The 14,923-nt window shown below is 52.7% G+C and carries 16 protein-coding genes; all 16 read right to left on the bottom strand.

The window, feature by feature from the left end; translation table 11 throughout:
• Positions 1 to 36: 36 nt before the first annotated feature.
• Positions 37 to 996, bottom strand: coding sequence for a 4-hydroxy-3-methylbut-2-enyl diphosphate reductase (gene ispH, locus BM185_RS10035; protein ID WP_218149428.1), 960 nt, complete (start codon positions 994 to 996; stop codon positions 37 to 39).
• Between the two features lie 8 nt (positions 997 to 1,004).
• Positions 1,005 to 1,454: an FKBP-type peptidyl-prolyl cis-trans isomerase gene (gene fkpB, locus BM185_RS10030; RefSeq protein ID WP_091962979.1), complete on the bottom strand. Its 450-nt coding sequence runs from the start codon at positions 1,452 to 1,454 to the stop codon at positions 1,005 to 1,007.
• Between the two features lie 115 nt (positions 1,455 to 1,569).
• Complete coding sequence (gene lspA / locus BM185_RS10025) at positions 1,570 to 2,103, bottom strand: signal peptidase II (protein ID WP_091962977.1); 534 nt, start codon at positions 2,101 to 2,103, stop codon at positions 1,570 to 1,572.
• The gene (ileS, locus tag BM185_RS10020; RefSeq protein ID WP_091962975.1) at positions 2,096 to 4,951 is read right to left on the bottom strand and encodes an isoleucine--tRNA ligase; all 2,856 of its coding nucleotides are present in this window, start codon (positions 4,949 to 4,951) and stop codon (positions 2,096 to 2,098) included. The genes lspA and ileS overlap by 8 nt, the downstream gene beginning before the upstream one ends.
• 36 nt (positions 4,952 to 4,987) lie before the next feature.
• On the bottom strand, positions 4,988 to 5,989 hold the full coding sequence (ribF, locus tag BM185_RS10015) for a bifunctional riboflavin kinase/FAD synthetase (protein WP_091962972.1): 1,002 nt from the start codon (positions 5,987 to 5,989) through the stop codon (positions 4,988 to 4,990).
• Between the two features lie 84 nt (positions 5,990 to 6,073).
• Positions 6,074 to 6,538 (bottom strand): GspH/FimT family pseudopilin, encoded by a 465-nt coding sequence (locus BM185_RS10010; RefSeq protein ID WP_091962970.1) that lies wholly within the window; start codon positions 6,536 to 6,538, stop codon positions 6,074 to 6,076.
• 244 nt (positions 6,539 to 6,782) lie between these two features.
• Entirely contained in the window at positions 6,783 to 7,499 is a 717-nt protein-coding gene (locus BM185_RS10000; RefSeq protein WP_091962964.1) for a prepilin-type N-terminal cleavage/methylation domain-containing protein, read from the bottom strand.
• A 19-nt stretch (positions 7,500 to 7,518) separates the two neighbouring features.
• Complete coding sequence (locus BM185_RS09995; RefSeq protein ID WP_091962962.1) at positions 7,519 to 7,902, bottom strand: type IV pilus modification PilV family protein; 384 nt, start codon at positions 7,900 to 7,902, stop codon at positions 7,519 to 7,521.
• A gap of 134 nt (positions 7,903 to 8,036) precedes the next feature.
• Positions 8,037 to 9,617, bottom strand: coding sequence for a murein biosynthesis integral membrane protein MurJ (gene murJ / locus BM185_RS09990; RefSeq protein ID WP_091962959.1), 1,581 nt, complete (start codon positions 9,615 to 9,617; stop codon positions 8,037 to 8,039).
• A gap of 99 nt (positions 9,618 to 9,716) precedes the next feature.
• Positions 9,717 to 9,986: a 30S ribosomal protein S20 gene (rpsT, locus tag BM185_RS09985; RefSeq protein ID WP_091962955.1), complete on the bottom strand. Its 270-nt coding sequence runs from the start codon at positions 9,984 to 9,986 to the stop codon at positions 9,717 to 9,719.
• A 107-nt stretch (positions 9,987 to 10,093) separates the two neighbouring features.
• Positions 10,094 to 11,497 (bottom strand): coniferyl aldehyde dehydrogenase, encoded by a 1,404-nt coding sequence (locus BM185_RS09980; RefSeq protein ID WP_091962952.1) that lies wholly within the window; start codon positions 11,495 to 11,497, stop codon positions 10,094 to 10,096.
• A 51-nt stretch (positions 11,498 to 11,548) separates the two neighbouring features.
• Positions 11,549 to 11,779: a VF530 family protein gene (locus BM185_RS09975; RefSeq protein ID WP_091962949.1), complete on the bottom strand. Its 231-nt coding sequence runs from the start codon at positions 11,777 to 11,779 to the stop codon at positions 11,549 to 11,551.
• Positions 11,779 to 12,912: a glutamate 5-kinase gene (gene proB / locus BM185_RS09970; RefSeq protein WP_091962947.1), complete on the bottom strand. Its 1,134-nt coding sequence runs from the start codon at positions 12,910 to 12,912 to the stop codon at positions 11,779 to 11,781. Before proB ends, BM185_RS09975 begins: the two co-directional genes overlap by 1 nt.
• Positions 12,913 to 12,927: 15 nt before the next feature.
• Positions 12,928 to 14,127: an Obg family GTPase CgtA gene (cgtA, locus tag BM185_RS09965; protein WP_091962944.1), complete on the bottom strand. Its 1,200-nt coding sequence runs from the start codon at positions 14,125 to 14,127 to the stop codon at positions 12,928 to 12,930.
• A 116-nt stretch (positions 14,128 to 14,243) separates the two neighbouring features.
• The gene (gene rpmA, locus BM185_RS09960) at positions 14,244 to 14,501 is read right to left on the bottom strand and encodes a 50S ribosomal protein L27 (protein ID WP_091962942.1); all 258 of its coding nucleotides are present in this window, start codon (positions 14,499 to 14,501) and stop codon (positions 14,244 to 14,246) included.
• Between the two features lie 46 nt (positions 14,502 to 14,547).
• The gene (rplU, locus tag BM185_RS09955; RefSeq protein WP_091962939.1) at positions 14,548 to 14,856 is read right to left on the bottom strand and encodes a 50S ribosomal protein L21; all 309 of its coding nucleotides are present in this window, start codon (positions 14,854 to 14,856) and stop codon (positions 14,548 to 14,550) included.
• Positions 14,857 to 14,923 lie beyond the last annotated feature (67 nt).

Here is a 14,923-nt window from a genome sequence, read left to right as displayed (position 1 = left end):
CTCGGCGGGTCATTTTGACCCGCCGAGTCATTAAGGCTAGTCGTTGACTTCAGTCAGGCGCAGTTCTTTAGGCATTGAAAAGGTGATGTTTTCAGCGCGGCCAGACAGCTCAACGGGAAGCTCAGCACCCCATTCAGTGAGTTGCTGAATGACATCTTTTACCAAAACTTCAGGGGCTGAAGCGCCAGCGGTAATGCCGATTTTGCTGATACCTTCCAGCCATTCTTTTTTCAGGTCATCAGCACCATCAATCAAGTAGGCCTGGGAGCCCATACGTTCGGCAAGTTCGCGTAAACGATTGGAATTGGAGCTATTGGGGCTACCCACGACCAAAACCAGATCAGAAGTTGCGGCCAGGGTCTTTACTGCGTCCTGGCGGTTCTGGGTGGCATAGCAGATATCATCCTTGCGCGGACCCTGAATATTGGGGAAATGCTGGCGCAGGGCATCAATGACTTTGGCGGTGTCATCCATGGACAGGGTAGTTTGGGTCACATAGGCCAGCTTGTCAGGATCGTTGACTTCAAGTTTGGCTGCATCGGCTTCACTTTCAACCAGATAAATGCGTCCGCCCAGGCTGGTGTCGTAGCGGCCCATGGTGCCTTCCACTTCGGGGTGCCCGGCATGGCCAATAAGAACACATTCCTGCCCTTCCCGTGCATAACGCAGCACTTCCATATGCACCTTGGTGACCAGTGGGCAGGTGGCATCAAAAACTTTTAATTGGCGTCTTTCGGCTTCTTCTTGAACAGCCTGAGAAACGCCGTGTGCTGAAAAAATGACAATCACATCGTCGGGCACTTCATCCAATTCATCCACGAAGCGGGCACCGCGTTCTCTAAGGGCTTCCACGACAAAGCGATTATGAACGACTTCATGACGCACATAGATGGGGGGGCCGAACACATCCAATGCGCGGTTGACGATTTCTATGGCGCGATCCACACCGGCGCAAAAACCGCGTGGATTGGCTAGCTGGATGCTTGGATTCATCATTTTCTGCCTTATTGCACAGATGCGGGAGCCACATCAATAATTTCAACTTCAAAAGTCAGGGTGCGCCCAGCCAAAGGATGGTTAAAATCCACCTTCACCTGGCGGTCATCAATCTCCGCAATTACCCCTGGAAGTTCGCCGCCTGCTTTATCAGTAAAGCCGAGGATCATCCCTATTTGCAACTCATCAATGTTGGCAAAGTCCGAGCGGGAGAGCAGTTGCACATTGCTGGGATTATGCTGACCAAAAGCCTTTTCGGGCGGCACGGTAAAGGTTTCCTTTTGCCCAGCCTGCAAGCCATACAGGCAACTTTCAAAGCCTTCAGGCAAGTTGCCATCCCCGATGACCAGAGTGGCAGGGTCGCGATCAAAAGTGGAATCCACCGGCTGACCATCTTCCAGGTGCAAGGCAAAGTGCAGGGTAACCTGCGTACCTTCACCAATTTTAAGATCTTTCATGCGGGCATCCGTAGCTGAGAAAAGTGAATTAATTTATTTTAACATGCACACAGGAAGGCAGTAACCTACTTCGCTACTCGGATATGTGTGAGGTCAAGGAAAGCGTTTAGGACACTTACTCTGAGCTCTCCTTCCCAAAAAACGCCAGCCAGATAATCAAGGCTGCTCCTACGCTGATGCCTGCATCAGCAATATTGAAGGCAGGAAAGTAGTTGTGGTTCCAGTGGAAGGCGAGGAAGTCGACGACATAGCCATGCAGGATGCGGTCATGCAGGTTGCCCAGCGCACCACCGAGGATCAGAGCCAGGGCTAGGGCGGTGAGTTTTTCGGAGGGTTTGAGGCGGTTCATCCAGCCCCAGAGAAAGAGGCTGGCGAAAATACCCAAAACAACAAAGAAAACTCGCTGCCAGCCCCCGGCATCGGCCAGAAAGCTGAAGGCCGCGCCTGGGTTGTGCAGCAGCACCAGATCAAACACCGGCAGCACTTCAATGCGTTGACCGTAGTAGAAGCTGTTACTGACCCAGGCCTTGGTGATCAGGTCCAGGGTCAGCACTGCCACGGCAACCAACACCCAGGGCAGGTTGCGCTGCTGCCAGCCCAGGCTGGACAGCAGCTCTTTGAGTTTAGGCACTTTTTTCTCGTCAGGCATAAAGGCGTTCTTCACCTGGCCCTTCCGGCAGGTTGCTGATGCAGCGACCACAAAGCTCAGGATGGTCAGAGTGACTGCCGACATCTTCACGATGGTGCCAGCAGCGGGTGCACTTCTTGTGTTCAGAAGCGGTAATGGCCACTTTCAACTCATCCAGCTCGGTGCTGCGAGCATCCTGACCTTCAGCCAGCGGCTTAAGGGTGACTTCAGAAGTCAGCAGAACAAAACGTAGTTCTTCACCCAGGCGCTTGAGATCAGCCAGAAGCGCATCCGAGGCATAAAGAGTAATTTCAGCACTCAGCGAGCCCTTGATCAGTTTTTCATTACGGGCATCTTCCAGGCATTTGTTGACGGCATTTTTAACTTCCATCAACTGCTCCCAGTAGTCGCGACCCATTTCTTCACCACTGTCTTCAGGCAGGGCAAAGAGGCCGTCATACCAGGTGGTCAGGAAGATGGATTCGGGGCGTTCACCAGGCAGGTGCTCGTTGATTTCCTCGGCAGTGAAGCTGAGGATGGGGGCAACCCAGCGAATCAGGGCTTCGGCAATATGGTAAAGCGCTGTCTGGCAGGAACGACGACCGCGGGAGTCCGTCTGCATGGTGTACTGGCGGTCCTTGATGACATCCAGATAGAAGCCACCCAATTCCTTGACGCAGAAATGGTGCACCTGTTGATACACATCCAGGAAGCGGTAGTTGGCATAGGCTTCTTCCATGCGCTTTTGCAGACGCAGGGCAGCATCCACGGCCCAGCGATCCAGTGCCAGCAGCTCTTCGGCTGGCAGGGCATCACGGCTCGGCTCAAACCCATTCAGGTTGGAGAGCAAAAAGCGCGCGGTATTACGAATCCGGCGATAGGAGTCAGCAGTACGCTTGAGAATATCATCGGAAACCGCCATTTCACCCGAGTAGTCAGTGGACGACACCCAGAGGCGCAGAATATCAGCACCCAGCTTGTCCATGACCTCCTGAGGGGCAACGACATTGCCCATGGACTTGGACATCTTGCGGCCCTGAGCATCCACAGTGAAACCATGGGTCAGCAGGCTACGGTAAGGCGGGTGACCGTCAATCGCACAGCCGGTCAGCAGGGATGAATGGAACCAGCCACGGTGCTGATCGGAGCCTTCCAGATACAGATCGGCGCGTGGGCCTTCTTCGTGACCCAGGGGGTGAGAGCCGCGCAGCACATGCCAGTGGGTGGTGCCGGAATCAAACCAGACATCCAGAGTATCGGTGACCTTGTCATACTGGTCGGCTTCGCTACCCAGCAGCTCAGCGGCATCCATTTTGAACCAGGCATCAATGCCTTCGGCTTCGACTTTTTGCGCAACCTTTTCCATCAATTCCAGGGTGTTGGGGTGAAGTTCACCCGTGGCCTTGTCCAGGAAAAATGGCAGAGGCACCCCCCAGTTGCGCTGGCGCGAGATACACCAGTCAGGGCGATTGGCAATCATCGAGTGCAGGCGCGCCTGACCCCATTCGGGGTAGAATTTGGTTTGTTCGATACCGGCCAGGGCTTTTTCACGCAGGGTCTTGCCGTCTTCGCCTTTAAGGTCCATGCCCACAAACCACTGGGCGGTAGCGCGGTAGATGACAGGGGTTTTGTGACGCCAGCAGTGCATATAGCTGTGGGTGATTTTTTTGTGAGCCAGCAGGCTGCCGGTTTCCTGCATTTTTTCAACGATCTGCGGGTTGGCTTTCCAGATCATCTGACCGCCAAAAAACGGCAAGTCATCGGCATAGACGCCATTGCTTTGCACCGGGCTGCGGATTTCATCAAAGCTCATGCCTTCGGCGCGGCAGGTATTAAAGTCATCCATACCATAAGCAGGGGCCGAGTGGACGATACCAGTACTGCCCGCTTCGGCTTCCACGTAGTCGGCCAGGTAAACCGGTGACAGGCGATCATAGAAGGGGTGACGGAAGTTCAGCTTGTCAAAGGCTTCGCCCTGAGCGGTAGCGATCACTTGGCCCTGAAGCTCATAGCGCTCCAGACAGGATTCCACCAGGGGTTCGGCCAGAACCAGCAGCCGCTCACCGGTATCCACCAGCGCATAGGTGAACTCCGGGTGCATATTCAGCGCCTGGTTGGCCGGAATCGTCCAGGGCGTGGTGGTCCAGATGACGACTGCGGCAGGTTTGGGTAGCTGGTCCAGGCCAAAAATTTCGGCCAGACGCGTTTCATCTTCACAGGGGAAGGCGACATCAATGGCATCGGATTGCTTGTCGGCATATTCGACTTCGGCTTCGGCCAGGGCCGAGCCACAGTCAAAACACCAGTTGACTGGCTTCAGGCCTTTGAAGACATAGCCGCCTTTGACCATTTCTGCCAGGGCACGGATTTCACCGGCTTCATTGCTGAAATCCATCGTCCGGTAGGGCTTTTTCCAGTCTCCGATTACACCTAGGCGAACAAAGTCCTGCAGCTGGCCCTTGATCTGCTCACCGGCATAGTCACGGCAGAGATCACGCGCCTTATCAGCAGGCAGGTTTTTACCGTGGGTGACTTCGACCTTGTGCTCAATGGGTAGACCATGACAGTCCCAGCCGGGCACATAGGGCGCATCGTAACCGGCCAGGGTGCGGGATTTGACGATAAAGTCCTTGATGATCTTGTTGACGGCATGACCGATGTGAATATTGCCGTTGGCATAGGGAGGGCCATCATGGAGTACAAATTTGGGACGCCCTTCACCCTTTTCACGCAGACGGGTGTAAAGATCCATCTGCTGCCATTTTTCCAGACGCTTGGGTTCCTGCTTGGGCAGCATGCCGCGCATGGGGAAGTCGGTTTCCGGCAGGTTAAGAGTTGCTTTGTATTGGTCCGTATTCTTGTCAGTCATGGTTATCGTGTCATCAAGGTTAGTTAACTGGAAAATTTACAGGGGAGCTGTGGCCAATAGATGATCTAAGGATGAGTTTGGCCAGGGCCGCTCGAGTTGCCAGCTGCTCTCTGCTTGTCGGAAAAATTGCAGGGATTGCTGGATATCCTGGTTGATGCCTGCTTTCAATTCATCCAGGCCATTAAACTTCATTTCATTACGCAGTTTGGCTAGAAAGAAAACTTCCAACGGCTTGCCGTAGAGGTCACCTTCAAAGCCATGCAAGTGGACTTCCAGAGCCGGTAAAACACCATCCACGGTGGGCCTTAAACCGATGTTGGCAACGCCGGGCCAAAGCAGACCATTATGCAGCCGGGTGAGAACACAAAACACACCATTCAGTGCTGGCTTGCGAATACCTAGCAACAGGTTGGCGGTGGGCACACCCAGGGTGCGGCCCAGTTTGCGGCCATGTACAACCCGGCTGGCGATTTTGTAGGGGCGACCGAGAAGGCGGGCTGCTCCGGCCAGATTGGCACTGGCCAGGGTTGTTCTAACACGGGTGCTGGAAACTCTTTCTTCGTCCATTAAAAAGGTATGCGTATGCTCAACACTAAAGCCTTTTTCTGGCCCCATTTTTTCCAATAAATGGAAATCTCCAGCACGATCACAGCCAAAACGAAAATCATCCCCAACCACCAGATGGCGAACACCCAGGCCTTCAACCAAGACTTGTTGAATAAACTCTTCGCCGGTTAACTGGCGCAAACGATTGTTGAATTGAAGGCAAACAATACGCTCAGCACCATATTCTGCCAGTCGCTCTACCTTTTCCCGAAAACGGCTAAGGCGCGGTGGTGCCTGGTCACCAGCAAAAAACTCCCTGGGTTGGGGTTCAAAAACCATAACGGTTGCTGGTTGGCGTAGGCGAGCAGCAACTTCTCTGACCTGTTGCAGAATTTTCTGATGGCCCAGGTGGACACCATCAAAATTGCCAATCGTGGCCACGCAGCCATGATGTTGGGGTCGAAGGTTGTGGATGCCGCGAATCAATTCCATGCAGGCTCGGTTCTTTTAGATTGAAGGTGTCGGAAGACAACAGGTGATTATATAGAAGTCAAGGCCGGGGGAACAGCCGCACCTTCAGGAGGGGCAGAGGTTTTGCAAGGAGGCAGGTGGGTCTGAGTTGATTCGCAAACGACCCGTGACTGAGAAGGTGATGGCTTTGGGTTGATTATATTTAAACCCGGTGCAGGGCAGCAGGGTGCCTCCGGCTCCTCTTCTGGGTAGAGGCCTGAAGCTCAGGTCATGACTGGGAAAAGCGATCACTCTGCCGGACCCCGGATAAAAACGTAGTGGTTGACCGTCACTGGTTAGTAAAAGTAAGTCTTCACTGATAGCGGCTGAAGAGCAGTTGTTTGATGAAGCTGCTGGGCAGAGAAAAACCTCCTGACCAAGCAGGTTAGCGATAAGTCTGGCTTGTTGAAGAACACCACGAAGTCGATTGAGTTCAGCTGTTTGTTGTTGCCTTTCCACGTTGAATTGATAGCTCGGCAGAGCAACGCCAAACAGTAAGCCCGTGATGGCTAACACCAATAAAAGGTCCAACAGATTAATACTCCCCTTCTGCCTCTTCATGGTTCGCAAAAGGCTTGATCAGGACAGGGTGGACAGAGCTCTTGGTTAGAGCTGCCAAGCTGGTCCAAATGAGCCTGGCAGCTGTGATAAAGCTGAAGACGATGAGTCAAATAGCCAGTGCTCAAATCCCTTGCAGAGAGTCCAATCAATAGACTGACCAAAAGCGTTAGTATCATTAAGGGGAGTAATAAAAAACCTTGCTGATGGGCAGGGTTCATGGCTGCTCACTCCTAAGCGGTAGACTGCCTGTTATCAGAAGACGTAAGCGTCCATCCTGAGGTGGTCGCAGTTGCTCACCCCAGAGCTCCAAAGCGGGTTGTTTGCGATGCAGTTGGGCCTGCTCGGAAGCCAAGAGGATTGCAAACTGAATGCCGGAAAAGTTTTCTTCACTATTCTGAGCTTGTTGACTGCTCAACCAGGCTTTTTGCTGATCAGAATAAAAACGAAAGCGCAGTAGCTCGACACCAGCAATCAGGGTTTGGGAGGAGCTTAACCGGTTGGGTTCCGTCGGGCGAGATGCTTTGTGTGCCAGGCCCCGTCCGTAGGTTTTCTGATCCAGATGCCAGAGGCTAAAATCAGGATTTGGGTCTTCCGAGGAGCGGTTGATCAGCAACCAATCCGATGAGCGTGCGGATTGAAAAGAGCCTGTTCGCACTAGAGATTCAGTAATCTCGAAGCTTTGCTCAGAAAAGTCAGGATAAGTACGCTCAGCGCTCTTTAAGGCAACCAGTTGGTGGGCGGCTTTTAAATCTGTTTTCAGTGCTGTTTCTGCCAAAGCCGCCTTTTCTTCCAGGCGTAACCAGGCACTGAGATCGGTTTGATAGAAAACCAGGCGGGCAAAAACCTCACTGGTTGCAAGCAGCAGTAAACTGCCCAAGGCGGCAACGATTAAGAGTTCCAGAAGACTGAAACCACGATTCCCTGGCTGCATTGAAACCTCCTTGTTGTTTTTAAAACAGCGGGCGCTGCACTTCCCTTGTCCCGGTAGGTCCCTGCCAACTTAAGGTTAACTGCTGACCCTGACTGCGAACACGTAACTGGGGCAGCTTTTGATAGGCACGACACAGCTGCAAGGTGTCCAGTGAACTGGATGAAGGCTTGGAGGTGCAGCGGCTCGCATTCAAATGGCCCGGTGGTGACTGGCTGATGGCCAATTGTCGGGCTAAATCTTCTGCTGTTCGTGCAGCCAGAGTATCTTGATGCATGATCAGGCGTACTTGAGTTGCCGCTGCCAAGTATTGAGCAACACCGATAGCGAGAAAACTGGTGATGAGCAGAGCTGCCAGTAGCTCCATCAGGGTAAAGCCGGACATTTCTTTATCACTTAGCAACACAGGTTCCCTCCAGAATAGCGAAGTAAGACAGGTGTTAGCTTAGAAAGCCTGTTTTAGAGAAAACAGGATGCAGCCAAGTTGATTGCTGGTCAGGTCAGAAATTCAGCTGAAAAGATGATTTTTTTAACACTTGGTTACGTTGCAGGCCTCAGATGACGCATACGTATGCCAGCTACCAGCAAAGCCAGTCCATAGAGTCCTGCACCCAGGACCACGATCAGACTCAAGCGGAGAATACGCTCAGCTATTCCCCAGTCCAGCCAGACAGCGCTCGAAGGTGATAAGCCCAGAATTAAGCCAATCAGTAGCAGTAAAGCAAAAGCCAGCTGTAGGCCATAGCGACCCCAGCCGGGCGTCCAGTGTAAAACGCCTTCTTTACGTAGACCCTGAGCCAGCAATCCCGCATTTAAAAAGGCCGAAGCAGCGGTAGCTAGAGCCAGACCAGCATGGGCCAGAGGAATAATCAGTATGAGATTGAAAACCATATTGGCAACCATAGCCTTGATCGCAATACGAACCGGTGTTCGTGTATTCTGGCGGGCAAAGTAACCAGGTGCCAGCACCTTGATCAACATGAAAGCCAGCAGCCCCAGAGCATAGGCCCTGAGAGCCAGTGCCGCCATCTCCACGTCATAGGCGGTCATGGCACCATGTTGAAAGAGGGTGATCAGCAGAGGTTCGGCGAGGAGAATTAAGGCCAGACTGGCGGGTAAGCCGAGCAAAAGCACCATGCGTACGGACCAATCCAGTAGCTGCGAGAACTTCTCCTTGTCTTCGCTGGCATGCTGCCTGGAAAGAGACGGCAGGATCACCGTGGCGATGGCTATCCCGAACACGCCCAGCGGCAATTCAACCAGGCGATCAGCATAATAAAGCCAGCCGACACTGCCATCGACCAAGAGCGAAGCCAGCAGAGTATCCAGAAGCAGGTTGATTTGGCTGACGGATACCCCGAAGAGTGCCGGAGCCATTAGTTTTAAAATACGCCTGACCCCTGAATGTTTCCAGTCAGGAAGAGGCACAGGCAGAAGTCCTTCGCGGGCCAAAAAGGGCAGTTGAAAAGCCAGTTGTACGATACCGGCAATGAGTACACCCCAGGCCAGAGCTTCAGCTGAAGAGCCAGCCCAACTGCTTAGGAAAATAGCGCTGGCAATCAGGCTGACATTGAGCAGTACCGGTGTAAAAGCTGGAACAGCAAAGCGGCTGTAGGTGTTGAGAATGCTACCCGCAAAGGCGGTTAGAGAAATCAGCAGCAGATAGGGAAAGGTAATCCTCAGCATATCTACTGTCAGTGCCTGCTTTTCAGGGTCACTGGCAAAACCGGGAGCAAACACCCAGACCAGCAAGGGTGCAGCCAGTACAGCGAGAGCACTTAAGGCGACCAGTGACAGGCCCAGGCACCCAGCTACCGCATTATTTAGGCGACGAACTTCAGCGCGACTTTGTTTTTCAGAGTATTCTGCGAGCACAGGCACAAAAGCCTGGTTGAAAGCGCCTTCAGCAAAAAGGCGGCGAAGAAAGTTAGGAATCTTGAAGGCAACAAAAAAAGCATCAGCAGAACCCCCGGCGCCAACCAGGGTGGCAATAACAATGTCCCGCACCAGCCCAAGAATACGGGATAGGAAGGTCATCGCACTGACAAGCAACCCGGAACCCAGAAGCCCACGCTTGCTTCGGATTTTGGCGGATTCTTCGGGTGATGGCTGCTGACTCATAAAAGAAGCCCGATCAGGCGAAATTAAAAAGTATCTGGTTCCATAAAAAAACCGGCATTAAGCCGGTTCTTTTACACCTGAAAGGGATGAAAATCCAGATCAGGAAGCTTTCAGTGCCTTGACGCGGGCATTCAGGCGGCTTTTGGTACGAGCAGCCCAGTTTTTGGTGTAAACACCCTTGTCAGCGACCTGGTCAATAATCTTTTGCGCAGCGCGAAAATCAGTCATCGCTTGATCCCAGTCACCGGCTTTAACGGTTTTCAGAACCTTTTTGATGCTGGTGCGAGTCTTGGAACGCAGGCTAGCGTTGTGCTGACGACGCTTTTCGGATTGTAGTGCACGCTTTTTGGCAGATTTAATATTGGCCACGATAACTCCTTGGAGTCTTTCAAAGATCGTAAAATACTGATTTCAATTCGTAAACTGATAACCAGCCAGAATCCCCAGCGATAGGGGAAGCCAATTTTATCACGGCTTCAGCGCATAAACCAGCGCTCCAGCAGTCGATGAATCCAGCGGCCATAGGGTGGGTAGATGAGGCGGGCGGAATTAAACAGGCGGCGCTGAAAAACGCCCTTGGCCTTGGAGAAGGTTAAAAAACCTTCACGTCCATGATAGTGGCCCATGCCCGAAGCACCGACACCGCCAAAAGGCAGATCATGCTGCGCGACCTGAAGCAGGGTTTCATTAATAGCCAGGCCGCCACTCAGTGTCTGGTATTCCACAAGCTGCTGATGGGCTGGGTTCTTACCCAGATAATAAAGAGCCAGTGGCCGGGGGCGTTGGCGAATAAATTGAATGGCTTCGCTAAAATCCCGATAGGTAATAATGGGTAGCAAGGGGCCAAAAAGCTCTTCCTGCATCATGCGGGCTTCAGAATCAGGGTTGATCACCAGGGTTAAAGCCAGCTTGTTTCCATCGCTTAAATCCTCCTTGGCCGGATTCAATTCATGGGTTTGACAGCCACAGGCCTGAGCTTCTTGCAGCAGATCCTGAAGGCGCTGCTTGTGTTGCCGGTTAATCAGCGAGGTGTAGTCCGGGTTGTCTTTTAGCTGCGGAAAGAACTCAGTAAAGCGTTTTTGTAAGTAGGCGATAACTTCATCCAGGCGTTCTTCAGGGCAGAGCAGGTAATCCGGGGCAATACAGGTTTGTCCGGCATTTAGGGTTTTGCCAAATAGCAGGGGGTCGAGTGCCTGTTTTAACGCAATGCCTTCATCCAGTAGAGCAGGTGACTTGCCACCCAGCTCCAGAGTGACTGGCGTCAGGTTTTCGGCGACCGCACGTTGGATATGCCGACCAACCGCCGAAGAGCCGGTAAACAGCAGATGATCCAGTGGCAGCTGAGCAAAGGCTTGGCTGACATCTTTTTTACCTGTCGCTATCTGGACTTCATCCGCCGTAAAGGCTTCTTGCAAGCAGGTGATCAAGGCCTGATTGGTTGCTGGGGTCCACTCTGAAAGCTTGAGAAAAGCCCGGTTGCCAGCAGCGAGGGCAGAGACTAGTGGCGATAGCGCCAGTTGGAGCGGATAGTTCCAGGGCACCATTATGCCCACGACGCCCACCGGCTGATAAATCACCCTTGCCTGAGCGGGCTGATAAAGCCAGTCGACCTGGCGTTTTTCAGGCCGCATCCAGCGTTTAAGCCTGCGGCTGACAAAATCAATTTCCGACAAAATCGGCAGTACATCCGCCAATAAAGACTCCTGTCTAGAACGACTGCCAAAGTCTTCACTCATTGCCTGCACGAGTTGCAGGTAGTGGAGTTTCAATGATTTTTTCAGACGCTGGAGCCGGTCTTTGCGAGCAGCAAAGTCGGGATAGGGCTCGCTGGCAAAAGCGGTTTGTAACTGGGTCAGCTGCTGGGTGAGGAAATTAGTCATAGCCAAGATACTAGACGCATTTGACTGAGAAAACCAAGCACTGCAATAAAATCAGGCCTGATCGTTATGGAAAGTGTGGAGGTACAGCTGCTCTACTTGGTCTCTGGCCCAGGGGGTGCGGCGCAGGAATTTCAGGCTGGATTTGATGGAGGGTTCGTTTTTGAAGCAGTTGATATTGATACGATCAGCCAGCCCTTCCCAGCCATAATGCTCTTGGAGTTGGATGACCAACTGCTCAAGGGTAATGCCGTGCAAGGGGTTATTGGGTTGGCTAGTGCTCATCAAACAACCACCAGATTGTCGCGGTGAATGAGTTCTGGCGTTTCTATGTAGCCTAAGAGTTCTTCAATGCGTTGGCTGGGTTGTCCGGCCAGGATGCGGGCTTCTTCAGCTGAGTAGTTGACCAGGCCCTTGGCCAGTGCCCGTTCATTTTCATCGACACAAACCACCAGTTCGCCGCGCATAAAGTGACCGCGTACTTCGCGAACACCGACCGGTAGAAGGCTTTTGCCATCTTGTTGCAGGGCTTTGACGGCACCAGCATCCAATACCAGTACACCCCTTTCCTGAAGGTGGCCGGCCAGCCAGCGTTTGCGGGCGGTAATGGGTTCATCATCAGGCAAGAGCAGGGTGCCCAGATCCTCACCTGCAAAAAGGCGGATCAGGGCATTTTCGGTGCGTCCACCCAGAATGACCGTGCGAGCACCCGAGCGTGCAGCCAGACGTGCCGCGCTCACCTTGGTAAACATGCCGCCACGGCCCAGCTCACCCCCATCACCAGCAACAGCCAGTAAGGCAGGATCTTGAGCACGACCTTCGGAAATCAGTTGGGCCTTGGGGTTTTTGCGTGGATCGGCATCATAGAGCCCGGCCTGATCAGTCAGCAAAACCAGGGTTTCCGCTTCCAGTAGGTTGGCAACCAGTGCGCCCAAGGTGTCATTATCACCAAAGCGAATTTCATCGGTTACGACGGTGTCATTTTCATTGATAATGGGAATGACACCCAGATCCAGCAGGGTTCTCAGCGCACTGCGCGCATTCAAATAGCGTTTGCGGTTGGACAGGTCGTCATGGGTGAGCAGAATTTGTGCGGAGTTCAGTCCCCGATTTTTGAAGGCCGACTCCCAGGTTTGAATCAGGCCCATTTGGCCGACAGCAGCAGCAGCCTGAAGTTCGTGTATGGAGTGAGGACGAGTTTTCCAACCCAGGCGAACCATGCCTTCGGCAACAGAACCTGAAGTGACTAGTAAAATCTCTTTGCCCTGGCGTCTGAGTTCAGCCATCTGGTCAACCCAGCCTTGAATGGCGCTGACATCCAGACCACGACCATCGTTGGTCAAGAGGGCGCTGCCAATCTTGACGAGGATGCGTTGATTGCGGACTAGGCGCTGGCGCTCATTGCTGGTTGGGCTCATCAAGGTGGACTTCCTTTAGCGGGCGTACTCGACATCAACGTCGAAATCATCGTCGTCAAAATCGTCATCATCTTCGTCTTCTTCCGCAGCCTTGCGTTTGTGGCGACGGTTAAGCCAGGCTTCAACCCGGGCTACGGCCTCAGCTTCCATGCGCTCACGCAATTCGGCTTCAGCTTCAGCTGTTTCTGGATTCTCGGCTTCTTCTTCACGTCTTTCCAGCAGCCATTGCATGATGGCCTGGCTGAGTTTTTCGGTACCCAGGTTGCTGATGGCAGAAATTCTGAAAACCGGACCCTGCCAGTCGAGTTCGCTGATGATGCGATCACAAAGTGCTTCTGCATCTTCTTTAGGCAGCATGTCCAGCTTGTTTAACACCAGCCACCGAGGTCTTTCGGCCAGGGTGCTGCTGTAGGTTTTAAGTTCGCGAATAATGGTGCGGACATTTTCAACCGGGTCACTGGCATCAACAGGAGCGATATCCACGACCTGGAGCAGTAAGCGACAGCGGGTCAGGTGACGTAGAAATTGAAAACCCAGGCCTGTGCCTTCCGAGGCGCCTTGAATCAGTCCGGGGATATCGGCCATGACAAAATGCTGATGGGTGCCTACCTTGACCACACCGAGGTTGGGAACCAGGGTGGTAAAAGGGTAGTTGGCGACCTTGGGTTTGGCTGCTGAAACTGAGCGTATTAAAGTGGATTTGCCCGCGTTAGGCAGGCCGAGTAGACCCACATCAGCCATCACTTTGAGTTCCAGGTTTAGATGGCGCTCTTCACCTTCAGTGCCTTTGGTCGTTTGCCGGGGTGCCCGGTTGGTTGAGGATTTGAAATGAATGTTGCCCAGGCCTCGGCGACCACCGGCAGCGACCAGGAGTTTCTGGCCCACTTCAGTCACATCCCCAATAACCTCCAGGGTGTCTTCATCAACGATGGAGGTGCCCACGGGAACCTTGATCAGCAGATCTTCCGCAGCCTTGCCTGAACATTGCTTGCCACGTCCGGGTTCACCGTTGTTGGCGCGATAATGCTTCTGAAAGCGGAAATCGATCAGGGTATTCAGGCTGTCATCACCAATCAAATAAACACTGCCGCCATCACCGCCATCACCCCCATCAGGTCCACCCCTGGGAACGTATTTTTCGCGGCGAAAGCTCATACAGCCATTGCCACCTTTTCCGGCAACAACAGTAATTCTGGCTTGATCGACAAATTGCATGATGATGACTCCCGGAGCACTAGCCCCATAAACAAAAAACTCCACCTGCCGGCGGAGCCTTTTGCAAAGCCTGAACGCAGTTGCGACAGGCTTTCGTTTAAGCTTTTAAGCTTGAATCAGGCAGGAACGACGCTAACAAAGCGACGGTTGTTCGGGCCTTTAACTTCAAACTTAATAACACCTTCTGCTTTAGCAAACAGGGTGTGGTCTTTGCCGATACCAACGTTGGTACCAGGGTGGAACTTGGTGCCGCGCTGACGAACGATGATGTTGCCGCCCTGTACAGCCTGGCCACCGAACATCTTCACACCTAGGCGTTTGCTTTCGGAATCGCGTCCGTTACGCGTACTACCACCGGCTTTTTTATGTGCCATGACTCTTTACCTCTGAGTAAAATCTTTAAAGTGGGGCTGAAAAAAATCAGCTGATTCCAGTAATCTTCACTTCAGTATACCACTGACGGTGGCCCTGACGCTTCATGTGGTGCTTACGACGACGGAACTTGATAATACGAACCTTGTCGCCACGACCGTGATCAATCACTTCCGCAGTAACCTTGGCACCGTCAACCAAAGGAGCGCCGACCTTGATGTTTTCGCCATCGGAAACCAACAGAACTTCATCGAAGTTCAGAGTTTCGCCAGTAGCAACTTCCAATTTTTCCAGTTTCAGGGTTTGACCTTCCTGAACACGGTATTGCTTACCACCCGTTTTAATAACTGCGTACATGCTTTTCTCCGCTTGCAGAATTTCACCTGTAGAATTTTCAGCTACTTACAACCTGCTTTGAATGGAA

The sequence above is a fragment of the Marinospirillum celere genome (genome assembly GCF_900112235.1).
In the GTDB taxonomy this organism is placed as follows: domain Bacteria; phylum Pseudomonadota; class Gammaproteobacteria; order Pseudomonadales; family Halomonadaceae; genus Marinospirillum; species Marinospirillum celere.
The sequence above is the reverse complement of the archived record's forward strand: the minus strand, read 5'-3'. Positions and strand labels throughout refer to the sequence as shown.

Bases quoted from the DNA above. Each gene is read 5' to 3' on its own strand.
- ispH (WP_218149428.1), bottom strand. From the start codon at position 996: ATGATGAATCCAAGCATCCAGCTAGCCAATCCACGCGGTTTTTGCGCC.
- fkpB (WP_091962979.1), bottom strand. From the start codon at position 1,454: ATGAAAGATCTTAAAATTGGTGAAGGTACGCAGGTTACCCTGCACTTT.
- lspA (WP_091962977.1), bottom strand. From the start codon at position 2,103: ATGCCTGACGAGAAAAAAGTGCCTAAACTCAAAGAGCTGCTGTCCAGC.
- ileS (WP_091962975.1), bottom strand. From the start codon at position 4,951: ATGACTGACAAGAATACGGACCAATACAAAGCAACTCTTAACCTGCCG.
- ribF (WP_091962972.1), bottom strand. From the start codon at position 5,989: ATGGAATTGATTCGCGGCATCCACAACCTTCGACCCCAACATCATGGC.
- BM185_RS10000 (WP_091962964.1), bottom strand. From the start codon at position 7,499: ATGCAGCCAGGGAATCGTGGTTTCAGTCTTCTGGAACTCTTAATCGTT.
- murJ (WP_091962959.1), bottom strand. From the start codon at position 9,617: ATGAGTCAGCAGCCATCACCCGAAGAATCCGCCAAAATCCGAAGCAAG.
- BM185_RS09980 (WP_091962952.1), bottom strand. From the start codon at position 11,497: ATGACTAATTTCCTCACCCAGCAGCTGACCCAGTTACAAACCGCTTTT.
- BM185_RS09975 (WP_091962949.1), bottom strand. From the start codon at position 11,779: ATGAGCACTAGCCAACCCAATAACCCCTTGCACGGCATTACCCTTGAG.
- proB (WP_091962947.1), bottom strand. From the start codon at position 12,912: ATGAGCCCAACCAGCAATGAGCGCCAGCGCCTAGTCCGCAATCAACGC.
- cgtA (WP_091962944.1), bottom strand. From the start codon at position 14,127: ATGCAATTTGTCGATCAAGCCAGAATTACTGTTGTTGCCGGAAAAGGT.
- rpmA (WP_091962942.1), bottom strand. From the start codon at position 14,501: ATGGCACATAAAAAAGCCGGTGGTAGTACGCGTAACGGACGCGATTCC.
- rplU (WP_091962939.1), bottom strand. From the start codon at position 14,856: ATGTACGCAGTTATTAAAACGGGTGGTAAGCAATACCGTGTTCAGGAA.